We start from the raw sequence: 15,849 nt of genomic DNA on the forward strand, positions 1-15,849 counted from the left end.
TTTTTTTTGTTTAAACCCCCGGGCATGCTGCGGTTCGTGCCCGCGCGGCCCCACCTCCTATGTACCCCCCCCGGGTGCTGGGGGGTGGTTTGGGTGCCGCCCCACCCCCCCCGCAACACTCACCACCGCAAACCGGGCCAGAGCCAGTAGTGGTTCTGGCTCGATTTCCGTGAATCGGTCACGGTGGGTCATGCGACGTAGCTCAAAGGCTGTGGTTCTGGCGCGCTTCTGTGGCGAGAAAGTCTCGCGCCGCGGAGGTGACCCGGTCGCGAATGTGCTGCTGGTCCGGAGGTTGATCGTTCGGCAGGTCGAGCGCTCTCGCCAGATCAACGAAGGGTTGCAGCGCGTCGGGGTAGTCGAGTTCGGCTGCAGCCTCCTCATAGATCAGCTTCGCTCCCTGCACGGGATCGAGTTGGCACGCCACGATCTGGCCGGCCCACCACTGGGCCGCGGTCCATCGCGCCTTGGCAAGATCTTCCGAGGTCAGCGGCAGTAGAACCAACTCTTCCAGTACAAGGTCGAACAGCTCGCGGGCCTGGGGATACTCACCACGCGCGAGGCCAGCCAGCAGGGGAAGCGAGGGAGCCTCGATGTCGGCCATCAGGGCGTCCAGGCCCAACTGGACCAGGTAAGCGTCCGAGGGGCGCTGCCAAGGTTCCATGGCCAAGTCTGCGGCGGCCATGCGGATCAGGCTGATCACTACTACTGCGTTCACGCTGTCGCCTTCGCATCATCTTTCCGTAGAGGGAAGTCCTATCACCGAGAGCCGGGTGGTTGATCAGGTGGCCAGCAATACGCGTTTGCGTAGCAGGCTGAAACCGGCTCGGCCGAACATCTGGCGCTTGAGCATCTTGATCCTGTTGACGTGTCCTTCGACGACGCCGGAGTTCCAGGGCAGTTGGCAAGGACGGCCTTGAGCCGGAGCTGTTCGATAGAGGTAAGCGTCTCGGGTCGGCTGAGGATCCATCTTGTCACCACGCGGGGTGCCGGCGGTTGCGCGGTGACCGGCCGTGGCGAGGTGCGCTTCCCTCGCAGATAGGCGCTGACCCGGCCATAGCTGCCTCGATAGCCCAACGGAACGATCTCCTCCCAGAGCTTCCAGGCGTTGGTGCAGCCCTCGTCCCACCGTTCGTCCAGGTAGGGCTTGTACTCATCGAGGACGGAGGTCCTGTTGTGCTGCCACTGGCCGCGAAAGAGGTCCTCCGGCTTCGCAGCGTCGGCGAGGCTCTTGACGGTGCGGTGGGTCATCTGGAGCTGACGCCCGATGGAACGGCGGCTGTGACCGGCTTCCAGCAGCGCGGGGACCGTGGCGTGCCGGGCTCGGACGCGGTTGGCGAATCGCTCGCTCCGCCATGGAGAGTTCGCCTTCTCCTCGGGCGGCGTCGGTTCGTCGGCCTTCGCCTCGCGATCGGGGAGCAGGACGCGAAGGCACTGGCGGTGACGGGCGACAGCCCGCTCGGCGGCCTCCCCGAGGTTGTGCCACAAATGCCAGCGGTCGGCGACCTGCGTCGCCTGTGGTGCCCCGGCTGTGGCGCCTTCCGCGAAGAAAGGCGCGCGGTCCCGGCAGATGATCTCGATCCCGGGACGCTTCGCCAGCCATGCGGCCAGGCTGGACGCCTCTCGGTCGGGCAGCAGATCCACCGGCCGACGGGTCTCGACGTCGACGAGCACCGTGCCGTAGACCCGTCCTTTGCGTGTGGCGTACTCATCAACCCCCACCACTCGCGGGGCCGGGACTGCGGGTTCAGGCAATGCATCGATCAGCCGCAACACCGCGCTGCGGCTGATGGACACCCCGAACCGCCGGACTCGCAGTTGCAGGACCACCAGACGTCCCCCACTCGGCACGTCCGCTGGAAACCGCAGGTAAGAGCTGTGCACCCGGGTCGACTCGCTCCCACAGTCCGGGCATGCCGCCCCGTCCGCCGTACTGCAGACGCCGATGCGTATCGCCTCGTGGCTCACGTCCAGCGACAGCACCGACACGTCCGCGATGGACGGTAACAGCAGGCCCTCCAGGCGGGGCGCCATCTCTTCCACGACGCCGCACTGTCGATCACATCAAGATCGGCCCTGGTCATTTTCAGGCAACTTCCCGGAGCCCGACCGGAGCATCAACCGTCACTCAGCGTGCGCACATCACGGAAAGCGAGCCAGAACCCCTAGAAGTGAACGAAGCCAGCCCGTCTGGGCCGAGCACACCGACAGAACACAGATCTTCATCGGCCAACTCGGCACCACCCGCAAGACCGAACGCACCCGGCTCCGGGCCGACCTCGACCGAGCCCTCCGGGTCGTCGCCGAGATCGACGCCGCCAGTGCCACTATGAACGAGGAGTCCTCATGAGAATCTCCGCAGCCCAGCGCACCGAGAACGAGAACCGGATTCGGGCGGCCATGGACCGGCTCCTACGTGGCGAGATCCCGGGCGACGGAAAACGCGATATCAAGACTCTCGCCACTGGGGCCGCCGTCGACCGCACCGCCTTCTACGGCACCCGCCCATGCGCCCACCTCCGCACCGAGTTCGAGCGACGTCTGCAGGCGCTACAGCAGGCCGGGGAGATCCCCGACCCCCGCGAAGCCCAAATCGTCCGGCTCCGCGACGTCGCCGCCGCGGCAAGCGGGGTGAGCCGTCTGCCCGCACCGCGAAGCACCATCATCGGGACATCCAGTTGATGCGGCAGGACTCCTGAACCGTTCGTTCTGACGCCGGTTGCTCAGCGGTGGTTGCCGAGAGTCTGGTCGACAGGATGTACTGGAACCAAGAAGGACGTTGAGCAATCTGGCCCTGGTTGCCTTGCTCAACGCCTCGGGCATCAGGGGCGTCTCCGGCACGTGAGCCGTTCGAGGATCCGCCTGTGTCCCCCATCTCCCTCTCCATCTCCATCTCCAGGGATCCACTGGCTCGTTGCCTCCGCCGGAGGCCCACACGGTGATCCATGGACCTGTCTCGACCTGCAAGAAAGGGTTCTCGAATCATGCGGCGGTACGTTCTCACTGGCACGCCGGGCGCGGGCAAGACATCAATCCTGCGGTGCCTGGACGAGCTTGGATACGGGGTTGTCGAGGAGGCTGCAACGGCGGTCATCGCACGAACGCAGGAGCTGGGTGAGGACCAGCCATGGACGCGGGCGTCCTTCATCGACGAGATCGTCGCTCTGCAGCGGCAGCGACAGTTGGAGGCGACCAGCCCTGTTCAGGTGTTCGACCGGTCACCGGTCTGCACCCACGCCCTCGCCACCTACTTGGGGTGGCCGGTGTCCCCGGCGCTGGCCGCGGAGCTCGAACGGATTACCTCGGAAGGGGTCTACGAGCGGCAAGTGCTCTTCGTCCGCAATCTAGGGTTCTGCGAGCCGACCGCGGCCCGGCGGATCAGTTTCCAGGAATCACTGGCTTTCGAAAAGATCCACGAACAGAGCTACCGCGCGTTCGGCTACGAGCTCATCGACATCCCTGCCGGCGATCTGTCTCACCGCGTCGCCACGGTGAGCTCAACGATCGCGCATGCCCTACCTCAGGCACCCGCGGAGTGAGCCGCATCACATCGACTCTCTCGGAATGCAACACGCCCGGTCCCGCTCCGGCAGCCCCGATGCTCAGGTACCGAGGAGTTCGATGATTTCGCTCACCCGGCGGACCGGGAGGGGGGTCCATCGCGGCGTTGGCGCCAGCCGGGAGACCACTGCGCTGAGCCACTCCGGGTCTCCGAGGCGGTGCAGCGCCTTCGCCTCGGACATCTTCGCGACCAGGTCGATTACCAGAGCCATGTGCATGGACGTGTAAGTGCGGTCGTGGTGAGTGTACTTCACCGACCAGGGCTCATACCGATCACGAATGCCGGACAGGGAGCAGCCGTTGCTGCCACCGTCCATGTGGCCGCCTGCCGCGATAATGACACCCCCGGTGCGGGTGGCCATCCATGGCTTCATGGTGGCCCTCAGCCGAACGGTGTGGAGGCTGCTCCACGGGACGACGTCCCGGGGTTCCGCCTCTCCCCGCATGTGGTGCTCGATGCCTTCGGTGGCGAGCACCAGGCACGACCCATCGTTCCGCTTTGGGTCCCCGATAACCCATCGGTTCCCGACCAGTTCCAGCGGCCCCAGGTGCTGCATCATGCTCCCCCGTCGATCGTGTGTTCCCCTGCCCGAAATTTACCCTCATCAGGCCCGTCGAGGAGTTCCTCCGTCACATCGACCAGGGCCGTGCCCGGTTCCGCTGTGACGGAGAACCTCCGGCAAGTTGAAACTCAAGCTCAGTTTGATGTTTATCCTCGGCGGGTTTGGTGTTCCTTGATCGACTCGGCGCGTTTGACGGTCTTGCCTACGTCGTGGTGCTTGGCCCGGTGCTTGTTTTTCGAACTGGGAGGCCGTCCCGGGTCCGGCTTGGACGGTTTCGGTGCGGCCGCCGGACGTGGCGCCTTCGCACGGGCGTTACGAAACCTCCGGCAGACGCGGGCGGGAGTGAGGCGGTGGGGCTCGGCGGGTCGCTCCCAGGGACGGCGCAGGTCCTCGGCGAAGGGCGGGCGAGGCGGAGCTGGGTGTAGGCGGCGATGATGAGCCCGGTCCACAGATCGGCGCTGTCGGCGTGGCGGACCTTCGGGGCCGTCCGGCCGACCGTCTGCTTCAGGAGCCTGAAGATGTGGTCGAGATCGAGTCTGCGGAGGAAGGACTGCCACCAGCGGTCCACGTCCGCCGGCGTCGCGGCGGTGGCTGAGCACCACAGCCAGACCGGTTTCGGGTCGCGGTCGCCCGGCAGGCGCTCGGCGTGTAGCCGCACCAACGTACCGTGCGGGACGGGCAGTTCCTCCTCGGCGTGGTCCAGCCATGGGCCGCGGTTGGTGAGTCTGGGGTGCATCCGGTCCCAGGCCATCGCCTCGGCCTTGCCGTAGCGGGTGGTGTCCGTGCCTGGTAGTGACGTCGGGCTGGTGCCAGTTGTCGGGCTTGGCGAAGGTGAGGACGCCGTCGTGCCGACGGGGACGCCCGCCCTTCGGACCGGAACGCGCGGGGCCTGCGTCGCGGAGCATGACCCGGGCCGAGCGCAGGCGCCCGACCAGCACGACCGGCAGGTCGGCCATAGCGTGGGAGAGGTAGGTGACGTCGTAGCCGGCGTCCATCACGATCAGAATCTCCAGGTCCCCGGGCCACTAGTGCCCGGCTTGTGTCAACCGCTCGACGACGTCGCGCAGTCGGGAGGCGGTGACGAGCGTTGCGCCGTCGGCGGGCCCGAGGCGAACGGCGTCCAGCAGCGCGACCCAGAAGGTGCGGCCGGACTCCGGGGCGGCGACGAAGGAGTACGGCCGGCCCGGCACGAACTGGCCCGTCTTGCGGTCTCCGCGTCCGTAGCGTCCGTAGACGTGGCAGAACAGCCGGTCGTCGCTGATCGGGGCGTCGGGGCGTCGGGGCGCAGCCAGTTGCTCACGTACACGGCCAGCACGATCCGCCCGTCGGCCGCCTTCGGCAGCGGCAGGCCGGCCGGCGTGCGGCGAAACCGCGTCGGATCCAGCCAACCGCGGTCCAAAGCCGTGTACTGGGCGCCTGCCGGGAACTGCCCAGGGAACGATCGCCCGGCGGCCCTTTGCGGCCACCGTCGCCACAGTCTTCCCGCACGCCGGCGGCCGGCCGGCCGGTGAAATTCTCCAGCGCATAGGGGGCGGGGCTCCGCGGACTGGCGGCGTTCGTTTGTCAGTTGATGCCGGAGAAGGAGCGGAAGAAACGGTCGGTGAAGGCAGGATCGTGCTGGTTGTCGATCAGGTGCTGGATGTACTCGGTGGGATCCAGGCGCGCTGTGACCAGGGTGCTCTCGTAGGCCGGGGTGAACTCCTCACGCAGTTGCCGGGCGTATTTCACCAGGGCGGCATCCACCTGCCGAGTGTCATCAAGCGGGATGTCCAGGCACTCGGCAAGCATTTCGGCCTGGTTGAAGGCGTCGGTGATCCCCCGTCCGGGCGTGGGATCCTTGTTGTGTGCGGCGTCACCGACCAGCGCCCACCCAGGACCGTGCGGTCGGCGGAAGAAGTTGGGCAGGTCCGAGCAGCAGTACAGGCGGTCTTCCTGTTTTCCTTCGGTGAGTTGCTGGTCCAGCTCCGCCGACGACTGCCTGGCCATCTCCCGGTAGGTTCGCTGCCGGTCGTTGGGGGCGGGGATGGTACGGGAGACCTGCACGGATACGAGGGTCAGCCCGTCCTGGGTGGGAATGCAGCCCGCCCCCATGCCCTGTCCGGTGTAGATCCGCATACCGTGGTCGGGGATGCCGCTCCAGTACGAGTAGTAGACACGGGTGCTGCGGGGATCCTGACGCACAACGGGTGCGTGGGCCAGGCGGGCCACGGTGGAGTTTCGGCCGTCGGCGCCGATGACCAGATGGGCGCGTGCCAGGGTTGTGGAACCTCGCGGGGTGCCGTGGCGCACACCGGTCACCTTCCCGTCCTCCCACTGCAGATCCACGACAGTGGTGCGGGGACGGAACTCGGCGCCCGCACGGATGGCTGCCCGCACCAAGAGGGGGTCCAGGGCGTAACGGCGGGGAGCGCAGCCCCCGGTGATCGCCCCGAGGGCGGGGGCGGGTCCTGTGAGGTGGGCGCCGGGAAAGCTGAGGGACAGGCGGGTCAGCAGGGGCGCGCCTGCGGCGAACACCTCGCCCAGGAGGCCCCACCGGTCCAGGCAGGCCAGCCCGGGCTGGTGGATGTAGAGGGTGGACAGAGTGTCGCTGGGGAAGCGGGCACGGTCCAGCAGCAGGACTCTGCGGCCGGCGCGGGCCAGCAGCAGAGCGATGGCCGCTCCGGCGCAGCGCGCGCCTACCACGATCACGTCGTACATGTCGGGCCGATCTGGAAGTGGTGTCTGGGGATGCCAGGGGTCAGGGCGATGTCTCGGCATCCTGAACTTCGTCGAGGTCTTCCGCCCGAATCAGAGGAGCAGGCGGGCCTGGCACTTCCTCTTCGGCCAATCCCCAGGGCGTTGTTGACGGCCTGGCGGGCGCGGTCGACATCGGCGGCCGAGATCGGGCGGGTTTTCCAGGGGGCAGGTGTCGTTCATGTCTTTCCTCCTCGTGCCGTCGCCCTGTTCAACGACCGCAGCCGACAGAAGTGCCGTACCGCGCCGAGACGGGAGCGAGGCTCCGAGTCCAAGCGAAGGGTCCGATTCTCCGATGGTGAACTCGGCCCGGGACGCGGTTCCGGTCTTTCGACCGGCCCGTTTCCCCGGAGCCGCTTCCCGAACCGGGCATGCGGTTGGCACCCACCCAGCTCTCCACAAGCCCCGGAGGAGCCTCGTGGTGGTGGTTCTCATCCCGTGATTGGCCAGGGGGTAGGGATGGCCGCTCCCCGGTAGCGGTAGCGCGTGGTGCCTACCGAGATGGGGTTGAACAGCTCCCTGTTCTCGCCGGCCCACCAAGATCCGCGACCACAGTAGTAGCGGTAGATCTTCCTCAAGGCCGTCTTGGCGTGCTTCCGCTTCACTCATCGCCAGACCATGTGACAGCAGATCACGCGGGCGGCGGATACCGGGTCGGGCTGCGCGCGGGCGGCATGAGCGAGGACCTCGCTCTCCTCTCGTACCACTGCCGCTCCCCCGGACCTGGAGCGGCCGCGGACAAGGAACGCCGAACGGGACCGGCTGGTGGCCGAGGCCGCCAAGCCCGGCGCCGACCTCAAGGCCGTTGCCGACCAAGGTCGCCAGCTGGCGCTCCTGGCGATGAAGAACGGCACGTCACGGGGGCGTGCCGCAGCCGAGGCCGCCCTCGGCGGCCCTGATGAGGTCGTCATCGACTACCTGCGCAACGGCTGGAAGACCGCCGAAGAGTCACGACAACCGCTCCTACGTCGAGCGCCTTGCCGAAAAGAGCAAGAACAAGGAGGTCCGTAACGCGGCCGGGATCGCCCTCGACGGCGACAACGCCACCTTCACCGAGTTCATCGGCAACGGTCAGTACCAGGTCGCGTCCGAGGGCATGCGGGTCGCCATCACGCGGGCCGTCTCCGCCCCGGGGCCGATTCTTACCGACGCGGGCAGGAAGTCCCTGACAAGGCTCATGGGGTAACGCCCAGCCAGAACAAGGACTGCTCTGCCGGAATCCGTTCCAGCGGAGCAGCCCCGAGCCGGCCGTGAAACGCTCACTAAAGGCTGATACGTGTCGGCGCCGTCGCTCGTCGTCCGAAAGCAGCCGATCGGCCGCCGCCGGGGGCCGGGCGCTGCGAGCCGCCCGGAGTGCCGGCCGGTCCCACCTTGAGCGTCGGCGCGCCGCGATAGGGTCCGCTCATCGCCTTCTGCCAGCGGAGAGTTGCCCGCGGACCACCACCTCGAACGCGGCCAGATCTACCAGGCCTGAGCTCCGGCCGGCGGGCCGGGGCGGTACGTACGGATCCTCGGACGCCACCCCGGCGGCCACCGCTACCGGATCGCGGACGCCGCCACGGCCACCCCTACATCGTCGCCGGCTCGTTGGTCGAGGTGCGCTACCAGGGGCGCACGCGCTGCCCAGCGCTCTACCGCTCCCCGGGCGAGTGGTGGCTCTGCGGGCACGACCGGGGCATCCCGGCGACCACGGGGATGACCGTACGTACGGCGCCTGGGACAACGAGCGGGTGCTGGAACGCCACGCCTGGTGGCTTCCGGGACAACCCCCGCCCGGGCACGAACCGGCCGGCAGCTGACCGAGGCCGGGTCCCCGCCGCCCCGGTTTACCGCGAAGAGCACACCGCAAGCGCAACTCCTTGACGGCCGACCGGGCGCCGGGCACGCACCTCGACATCCACCGGGTGCGGCCGAGGTCGGCGGCACCCGCCCGCAGACTCCCCGGCGACCGGGTGCACGCCTCGGCGACCTCGCTCAACGAGCAGCAGTGATCGGTACCGCGGCCCGGCCAGGCGCGAATCGCCACCAGAGTGACGGGAACAAGCCGTTGCTCAACCAGCGCTCTGCGATGAGCTTCCTGCTGGGCGCCCTGGTCGGTATCGGCGCGGGCTGCCTGCCCCTCCTGGCCACCAACCCGTGGCCGCTGGCCGTCACCGCCGGCGCCGCGATGACCGCCACCGCTGTCCTCTTCTTCGACCGGATCATCGAATAGCCCGCCCGCCGGCTCGCGCCGCGAAAGCCGGCGGACAACACCCTGCCTGCCAACACCCAGGCCTGTGCGGGCTACCGCCGAGGTGACGATGACGGCGGAGCGCTCCACGAGCCGGCGCTGCTGCGGCGCCCGTGGCCGCCCCAGATCCTTCGCGGGCGATCGACTGCCCGGACGGCTACGTATGCATCTACCCCGAGATCAACTTCGGCGGACAGCCGTGGGTGAAGCGCGCCGTCGACGGAAGCGTGAAGGATCTGCCCTCCGACATCCAGGACCGCGGCAGCCCCATCCGCAACGACTCCGACCGGACCCGCTCCCTGCGCATCATCCGCAACGACTGCGGCTGACCCCGAACGTCTCCCCCGCACGGACCAACACCTTGGAGGTCCCAGCCCCTCCGGCAGGTGACTACGCGTAGCTGAGGATCACCAGCAGCGCCGCGCACTCGGACAGGAGCTGCACGACGAACGCCGCTTTGCGTACCCGCACCGTGGGTGCCGCCGATGCGATGACGCATGCCAACACCGCCAGTCCAATGCCCCAGGTGAACAACCACCCGGGAAGCAAGGACCCGCACTGCTCTCCGCCGTACGTCAGACAGTCCGACGCCCGCTCGGAGAGGAGGGTCAGCACACAGAGGGCAGGGGCAGTGGGCACGAAGAGGACAGCGCACAGGACGGACCAGAATCGGGTCCGGTCCGTTACGCCGGCGGTATCGGTCACGGGCAGCTGCTGGGCTGTTGGGTCCATGCTCTGATGCAACCTCGATGGCCGGGCCCAGCACACCGGTTCACGTACTCAGCCTTCGAAGGCTGGGGTACTCAGCTTGTTCTTCAAGGACCGAATTCGGAGTTGCGGCACTGGCGGCACTGGCGGCATACGTCCCTGATCACGGAGAACGTGTCTGATGACAGCCCCGACCGTGTCGCCGTCCAGCGGGCGTGCGGCGAGCTCGGCCAGGAACCAGCGGCGTTTCCGCTCGGCGGCGCTGTCTGCGAGTTCGGCTGTGAGCGGTGTGCTGTCAGCTTGTGGACCAGGTACGCAGGAGGGCGGCGATATCGCGGGCGGTGCAGCTGGAGGTGAGGAGGAGGCCCTGTCCGGCGGACACCCGTTGCCCTGACCGGCGATTCAGCTTGTGCTGTGACCGGCGTAGGTTCGCCGGGTCGGTCAGGCTGCGGCGGCGAGGGGGCGTCCTGGCGTCCGCCCCAGCGGGGGCCGCTCTCGCTGCGGATACGGGCGTTGTGTGCGTTCGGTGGCCAGGACGTCGCGGTGGCGGGCGTTTGCGTCGCGCCGGCGCAGACAGGCGTACAGGGCCTGTTGTCCCGGGTGTCGGCTTCGGGAACGCTCTCTCTGTGGACAGGGCAGAGATTATCGAGGGGCAGTCGCGCGCCGCCGAGGCGTTGATCGAGCTGATCCGGACCGGGTGTCCTCCGGTGTGCTGGGTAGTCAGTGAGAAACCTGACCTGTTCGGCATGCTTCCGTACGGTCTCGGCAACATCGAGAGGTACGCCCTGATGGCTCGCTGGGCCGGCATCCTGGGCACGGAACTGCGGAGCTCGTCCCCCAGCGTCGAGGTGCGGGAGGGATACTCCTCCGACCCCGGAACACTCGGACGGACACCCCGTCACACGCATCTGGGAGTCGCTGGAGGTCGACGCGGTCAAGAACGGCGTACCAATTCGGCTTTCGGAGACGGTGCCGATCGGCACCAGCACACTGCCACACGGTTCCCTGCCCCGGGAGGCGCTTTCCACGGACCTGGGTGTATTGATCACGAGCGTTGTTGACACGTGCCGGTGCTTGATCATGGCGAAGACCTCCGGTGTGGTGGAGCTGTCTAGGACTGCACCGCACGGAGGTCTTCGTGTCCCACCGTAATGCCCGGCTGACCGTTCACGGCAGACGGATCCTCATCGAGCGTGTCCACGCGGGCCGCCCGGTTGCGCATGTCGCTGCCGAGATGGGTATCTCGCGGACCACGGCCCACAAGTGGGTCCCGCCGCTTCGCCGAGCAGGGTGAGGCAGCCTATCTGCGTCGCCGCGGGATCCGCTGCACCATTCCGGACAAGAGTGATCAGGCGCGCAACCGACGCAAGCTCGGCTTCCGTGGCGGCCGACCGCCGCACTTCGACCCGGCCGACTACCGCGCGCGCCACGTGGTCGAGTGCGGGATCAACCGCCTCAAGAGGCACCGCGCGGTCGCCATGCGCTATGACAAGCTGGCGGTCCGCTACGAGGCGACCGTCCTCGTTGCCACCATCAACGAGTGGCTGTGACCGTCGCTCTTCCCACCAAGGAAGTCAGGCCCCGGCGAGCCGGTTACTGCGGTCGATCTCGGGCATGTGTGTCTCGGCCCAGACCCGCAGGGCGGAGAGCGGCCTTTCGAGGGACAGGCCGAGCTCGGTGAGCCGATAGTGGACGGCGGGCGGCACTGTGGGTTCCACGCGGCGCGCGACCAGGCCATCACGGACCAGACTCTGCAGCGTGACAGACAGCATCTTCTGCGAGATGCCCGGAATGCGACGCCGAAGTTCCGCGAACCGGAGTTCGCCGGGATCCGTCTCGGCCAACACCTTGACCACCATCGACGTCCACTTGGTACCGATACGGTCGAGCAACTGGCGGGTCGGGCAGCGCGGGTCCAGCAGATCACCGCGCTCACCCGGCCGCCGACTGGGTTCGCCGGGCATGGACGTGGTCACCCGGGGCTCACCACCTGATGGGAAAGTGCCGTCTTGGAAGGACCAGGCTAGTTCCCTAGCGTGACCCTGTCACCAATCCTCACCACCCCTGGACTCCCTCCATGCCCGAACTGCGACGTGTCCCTGTCAACGGTGTCGAACTCAACGTCGCCCTCGCCGGCTCTGGCCCGGCCCTCTTGCTACTGCACGGCTTTCCGCACACCTGGGAGCTATGGACAGACATCATGGCCGACCTGTCCGACCGCTACCGCGTCATCGCGCCGGACCTGCGCGGATTCGGCGCGAGTAGCCCGGCCACCTCCGGGTATGACGCCGGCACCCTGGCCGAGGATGCCGCATCGCTTCTCACCGAACTCGGCGTGGCCTCGGCCGCTGTAGTGGGTATCGACGCGGGCACCCCGGCGGCCTTCCTCCTCGCCCTGCGCCACCCCGGTCTCGTCCGACGCCTGGTCCTCATGGAATCCGTGCTGGGCGGGCTGCCCGGCGCCGAGGACTTCCTTGCCGGCGGGCCGCCGTGGTGGTTCGGCTTCCATACCGCCGCGCCCGGCCTCGCCGAGACCGTGCTGGAAGGCCACGAGGCCGCCTACATCGACTGGTTCCTGCACACCGGCACGCTCGGCGACGGAGTGCCCCCTGCCATCCGGGACGCCTTTGTCCACGCATACACGGGCAGCCACGCATTGAGCCGCGCATTCTCGTACTACCGGGCTCTGCCCGAAAGCGCACTGCAGATCTCGCAGGCCGTCACCACCACCCGCCTGACGGTGCCAACAATGGCGCTGGGCGCACACCCTGTCGGCGCCGCGCTGGAACGCCAACTCCGCCCCCTCACCGACGACCTCACCGGACACGTCATCGAAGACTGTGGCCACATCATTCCTCTGCACCGACCGCACGCCCTGCTCATGCTGTTGAATCCGTTCCTGGCCAGTGAGGACAGCGCCAGTGCACCCCACCCCCGTCGCAGAGCCGACGCTCGGGGAGTCGCAACGACACCCCAAGTAGCTCTGCGTAGGGGCTCCGTGGCATCCGGCCACGGAGCCTCCGCAAACCTGTTGTCGGACCACGGCGACCACTGCTAGTTTTCCGGAGGCCGTGCGAGAGATCGAGGAGGTGGTACCCGTGAACGCAGTATCGACATGGGTGCTCCCCTCCGGGGTCACGGTCGGGCGGTAGGCAGGTCGTCCGGGAGCGCCGTTCCAGTGCACTCCCGAAAGGCACGACCATGCATTTCACTTCCGAGCAGCGCCTCGACGACGGCGTCCTCGAACGCGAATTCACCCTCGGTGAGATCCCCGGCATCCTGTGGACACCCGCACCCACACCCGCATCCGCACCCGTACCGGCGCCGCTGATCCTGCTCGGCCACCCTCCCCTCGGGCTGCGCAAGATGTACCCCCGGCTGGTGGCCCGGGCCCGGCACTCTGCGGCGGAGGGCTTCGCCACGGCCACCATCGAGCTCCCCGGAAGCGGCGACCGGCCCCGTTGGCCCGCCGCCGACCAGGCCCGCGCCGACCTGCGCCGGGCGATGGAGGCCGGCGAGCCGGTCAGCGACGAGATCGTCGACGCCCTCATCCTCCCGCTGGTCGACAAGGCGGTCCCGGAATGGCAGGCCGCCCTGGACGCCCTCCTTTCGCTGCCCGAGATCGGCGGCCCGGTCGGGTACTCGGGGGGAGTGATCTCCATCGGTATCCGGCTTGCGGTGGTCGAGCCCCGCGTCTCGGCCGCCGTTCTGTTCGCCGGGAGTTTCGTGCCTCGCGCCCTGTTCGAGGAGGCCCGGCAGGTCACCATTCCACTGCACGTCCTGCTGCAGTGGGACGACGAAGGGAACAACCGGCAGGCGGCCCTGGATCTGTTCGACGCCTTCGGCTCCAAGGAGAAGTCCCTGCACGCCAATATGGGCGGGCACACCGGCGTCCCGCACTTCGCGGGGGACGCCGCGGCCCAGTTCTTCACCCGACATCTGAAGTGAGGCCGGGCCGTCAGACCGGCAGCAGACGGTAACTGATGTCGGCCGGCAAGCCGCTCATCGAGGACAGGTCCCGGCCTTGCTCTCTACACCGTGGGCCCCTGCTGAAATCCCGGCAGGGGCCCGTGCTGCCTGAAGTCATAAACTGTTCGATCTCTGCGGAGCTTCGAGTGCTGCCAAAGCGAGTGAGGCGAGTCGACTTCGTGGATCTCGCCCCGCTCGGACCCGGGTGCGCCGTACGGTCGTTCCACGGATGGCGACCGGGCGGTGACTCCGGGTCAGGCATGGGAGGGGCTCCGAGGATGGTCAATGCCCGTACGTACCCGCTGTGGCGGGATCTTGCGATGAGCGAGGACCTTCCCAAGGAAGCCCTCAAGGTGGTGATCGAGGCCTTGTGTGCCCCGGCGGAGAGCCCGTACGGCTTTGACTCCCGGGCCGATCAGTGGCGGGAGGAAGCCCTCCGGACCGCACTGCCCGCGTTACTGGCCCGGACGTCTGCCAAGCGGCTGCGGAGCCGGCTCCTGGTGCACGCCGACGAGAAAATGCTGGCCGCCCTGGCAGCGGAAGGTACGGTGACCGCCGCTGACCTGCCCGCCATCCTGCGAACCCGCCAGGTTTGGGCCGGACTGATCTCTGGTCTGGCACGGCACCCTGGCCAGGTCGAGGCAGCGATCGCTCTTCTGCCTCGCCTCGCCAGTGGCGAGGCGGAGCGGGTCGTCCGAGACTGGGATCCCGGCCGCTACACCCGCTCCGCAGGGGCCGCGCCAGCCCCGCCGCCCCTGCCGCGGGCACTGTTCGACGCCGTCCTGGAAGCGTGCCTCACTCCGCTCGCCGCGTACCTGCTCCGCCCGGAACCCGAAGAGGGCTGGGAGGCCGTGCGATGGGCTGGTCCAGATACCGCTCGATCAGGTCGATAGCGTCCATCACCGGCCGGTGGGCGGTGTTGTTGTACTTCAGCTCCAGCGCGTTCAGCAGCGGCGAGAGCGTCCGCCGCCAGTGGTTGGAGTGCGACGAGCGCAGCACCGTACGCACCCGGGCCCGGTAGCGGGCCTCGTTCGCCGCGGCCTCCGCCGCCGGCGCCTTGAGCGTGGTCTCCCCGGCCACCGGATGGATCACCTTCCGGACCGTGCCCCCGGCTCGCGACTGCCGCCTCCGCCCCGACGTCGGCCACCGCCGGGACGTGTGGGGGCCGCCGTCCTCAGCCGCTGGTACGGGGCGCCGTCACCGCACCCTGATGGTGACCGTGGCCGTGCTCGTCGCGGCCGGTAGCTTGGTGGTGTCTACGGTCAGGAACGCGCCGTTGTCCTGTCTGCCATCGGGCGGGATCTTGTGGTGCAGGGCGTAGGGCGCCGCGTCGTTGGAGACGCCGTCGATGCCGAAGTCGCTGTCGTTGCTGACGAAGATCGTATGGCCGCCGTCGGTGGTGGCGATGCCCTCGATCTTGTCGTGGCCGAAGAAGCCGCCGGCCGGGTCGAGACCGGTGACCAGGGCTCCCAGGTCCAGGTATGTGGTCTTGGGTGACCGGGGTGACGTCGGCCGCGTTCAGGGCAGCCCGGGCCGCGGCGGTGTCACCCTCGCCGACGTACGCCTCGATCGTCCGGTGGTCCTGGCCGATGAGCAGCCCGCCCTTGGCCCCGTCATACGCACTCCCCCGCACGTGGGCCGAGGGCCCCACGTCGGTCCCGCCGCTGATGTTGCTCTTGCACAGCTTCTTGTACCCGCCGGGCTGCATGCTGCCGTCCCGCTCGTAGACCAGGAAGATCGTGTTGCTGAGCGCGGTGATCTCGCTGACCGTACCGCCGTTCGTCCGTCTTGGGGTTGTCAAGCAGGTAGACGTACTCGTGCGTGGCGTGGGTGCGCAGGTGGTACGTCACGATGCGCACCGCGGTGATGTTCTTGGCGCGCACCGCGGTGATGTTCTTGGCCTTGACAACGGCGGGCAGGCTGGGCTGCTGGAGCGCGGACGCGGGACTGAATCGGCCTCAGTTGTGAACGCGGCGTCCGGCGACGCGAGGGCGGTCGGCGGCGGCGAGACGTCGCCGCGTTCTCTCACCGACATCCAGGGTTCAGGAGGTCCTTTCCAGACGCTCGCCTGGTGACCACCCACCGAGG

15 protein-coding genes and 4 pseudogenes are annotated in these 15,849 nt (G+C 68.2%); 11 read left to right on the forward strand and 8 right to left on the reverse strand.

What is annotated here, in order from left to right; all coding sequences use genetic code 11:
* Positions 1–202: 202 nt before the first annotated feature.
* Together ACFRMN_RS15760 and ACFRMN_RS15765 are read right to left on the reverse strand one after the other, a co-directional pair.
* Entirely contained in the window at positions 203–715 is a 513-nt protein-coding gene (locus ACFRMN_RS15760; protein WP_383019175.1) for a hypothetical protein, read from the reverse strand.
* Between the two features lie 770 nt (positions 716–1,485).
* A pseudogene (locus tag ACFRMN_RS15765) lies at positions 1,486–2,031 on the reverse strand (transposase); the annotation flags it as partial.
* 312 nt (positions 2,032–2,343) lie between these two features.
* Between ACFRMN_RS15765 and ACFRMN_RS15770 the strand changes: the two are divergent.
* Both ACFRMN_RS15770 and ACFRMN_RS15775 read left to right on the forward strand, forming a co-directional pair.
* Complete coding sequence (locus tag ACFRMN_RS15770) at positions 2,344–2,679, forward strand: hypothetical protein (protein ID WP_383019178.1); 336 nt, start codon at positions 2,344–2,346, stop codon at positions 2,677–2,679.
* A 302-nt stretch (positions 2,680–2,981) separates the two neighbouring features.
* A complete protein-coding gene (locus tag ACFRMN_RS15775) occupies positions 2,982–3,536 on the forward strand; it encodes an ATP-binding protein (RefSeq protein WP_383019180.1) in 555 nt (184 codons plus the stop codon).
* Between the two features lie 63 nt (positions 3,537–3,599).
* Here ACFRMN_RS15775 and ACFRMN_RS15780 read toward each other — a convergent pair whose 3' ends face one another.
* From ACFRMN_RS15780 to ACFRMN_RS15790, 3 genes and pseudogenes are all read right to left on the reverse strand, one after another.
* Positions 3,600–3,920: a hypothetical protein gene (locus tag ACFRMN_RS15780; protein WP_383019183.1), complete on the reverse strand. Its 321-nt coding sequence runs from the start codon at positions 3,918–3,920 to the stop codon at positions 3,600–3,602.
* A gap of 347 nt (positions 3,921–4,267) precedes the next feature.
* Positions 4,268–5,538: pseudogene (locus tag ACFRMN_RS15785) on the reverse strand (transposase); the annotation flags it as partial.
* Positions 5,539–5,684: 146 nt separating this feature from the next.
* Positions 5,685–6,818: an NAD(P)/FAD-dependent oxidoreductase gene (locus tag ACFRMN_RS15790; protein WP_383019186.1), complete on the reverse strand. Its 1,134-nt coding sequence runs from the start codon at positions 6,816–6,818 to the stop codon at positions 5,685–5,687.
* An 876-nt stretch (positions 6,819–7,694) separates the two neighbouring features.
* Between ACFRMN_RS15790 and ACFRMN_RS15795 the strand changes: the two are divergent.
* From ACFRMN_RS15795 to ACFRMN_RS15815, 5 genes and pseudogenes are all read left to right on the forward strand, one after another.
* Positions 7,695–7,739: pseudogene (locus ACFRMN_RS15795) on the forward strand (hypothetical protein); the annotation flags it as partial.
* 13 nt (positions 7,740–7,752) lie between these two features.
* Complete coding sequence (locus ACFRMN_RS15800) at positions 7,753–8,040, forward strand: hypothetical protein (protein WP_383019189.1); 288 nt, start codon at positions 7,753–7,755, stop codon at positions 8,038–8,040.
* A 673-nt stretch (positions 8,041–8,713) separates the two neighbouring features.
* The gene (locus ACFRMN_RS15805; protein ID WP_383019191.1) at positions 8,714–8,845 is read left to right on the forward strand and encodes a hypothetical protein; all 132 of its coding nucleotides are present in this window, start codon (positions 8,714–8,716) and stop codon (positions 8,843–8,845) included.
* Between the two features lie 77 nt (positions 8,846–8,922).
* Positions 8,923–9,066 carry a hypothetical protein gene (locus ACFRMN_RS15810; RefSeq protein WP_383019194.1) on the forward strand — a complete coding sequence of 48 codons (144 nt, stop codon included), beginning with the start codon at positions 8,923–8,925 and terminating at the stop codon, positions 9,064–9,066.
* A 131-nt stretch (positions 9,067–9,197) separates the two neighbouring features.
* Positions 9,198–9,413 (forward strand): peptidase inhibitor family I36 protein, encoded by a 216-nt coding sequence (locus ACFRMN_RS15815; RefSeq protein ID WP_383019196.1) that lies wholly within the window; start codon positions 9,198–9,200, stop codon positions 9,411–9,413.
* A gap of 61 nt (positions 9,414–9,474) precedes the next feature.
* On the opposite strand, the gene ACFRMN_RS15820 is transcribed toward ACFRMN_RS15815, so the two are convergent.
* Positions 9,475–9,816, reverse strand: a complete 342-nt coding sequence (locus ACFRMN_RS15820) for a hypothetical protein (protein WP_383019198.1) — start codon at positions 9,814–9,816, stop codon at positions 9,475–9,477.
* Positions 9,817–10,930: 1,114 nt separating this feature from the next.
* Here ACFRMN_RS15820 and ACFRMN_RS15825 point away from each other — a divergent pair.
* A pseudogene (locus tag ACFRMN_RS15825) lies at positions 10,931–11,076 on the forward strand (helix-turn-helix domain-containing protein); the annotation flags it as partial.
* Between the two features lie 290 nt (positions 11,077–11,366).
* On the opposite strand, the gene ACFRMN_RS15830 reads toward ACFRMN_RS15825, so the two are convergent.
* The gene (locus tag ACFRMN_RS15830) at positions 11,367–11,768 is read right to left on the reverse strand and encodes a winged helix-turn-helix transcriptional regulator (RefSeq protein ID WP_383019201.1); all 402 of its coding nucleotides are present in this window, start codon (positions 11,766–11,768) and stop codon (positions 11,367–11,369) included.
* 101 nt (positions 11,769–11,869) lie between these two features.
* Here ACFRMN_RS15830 and ACFRMN_RS15835 point away from each other — a divergent pair, with 101 nt between their 5' ends.
* A complete protein-coding gene (locus ACFRMN_RS15835; RefSeq protein ID WP_383019203.1) occupies positions 11,870–12,850 on the forward strand; it encodes an alpha/beta fold hydrolase in 981 nt (326 codons plus the stop codon).
* Between the two features lie 143 nt (positions 12,851–12,993).
* A complete protein-coding gene (locus ACFRMN_RS15840) occupies positions 12,994–13,740 on the forward strand; it encodes a dienelactone hydrolase family protein (RefSeq protein WP_383019206.1) in 747 nt (248 codons plus the stop codon).
* Positions 13,741–14,556: 816 nt separating this feature from the next.
* Here ACFRMN_RS15840 and ACFRMN_RS15845 read toward each other — a convergent pair.
* A complete protein-coding gene (locus ACFRMN_RS15845) occupies positions 14,557–14,853 on the reverse strand; it encodes a hypothetical protein (RefSeq protein ID WP_383019209.1) in 297 nt (98 codons plus the stop codon).
* A gap of 647 nt (positions 14,854–15,500) precedes the next feature.
* On the opposite strand from ACFRMN_RS15845, the gene ACFRMN_RS15850 reads away from it, so the two are divergent.
* Entirely contained in the window at positions 15,501–15,836 is a 336-nt protein-coding gene (locus ACFRMN_RS15850) for a hypothetical protein (protein WP_383019211.1), read from the forward strand.
* Positions 15,837–15,849 lie beyond the last annotated feature (13 nt).

The sequence above is a fragment of the Streptomyces sp. NPDC056835 genome, assembly GCF_042789485.1.
Taxonomy (GTDB): domain Bacteria; phylum Actinomycetota; class Actinomycetes; order Streptomycetales; family Streptomycetaceae; genus Streptomyces.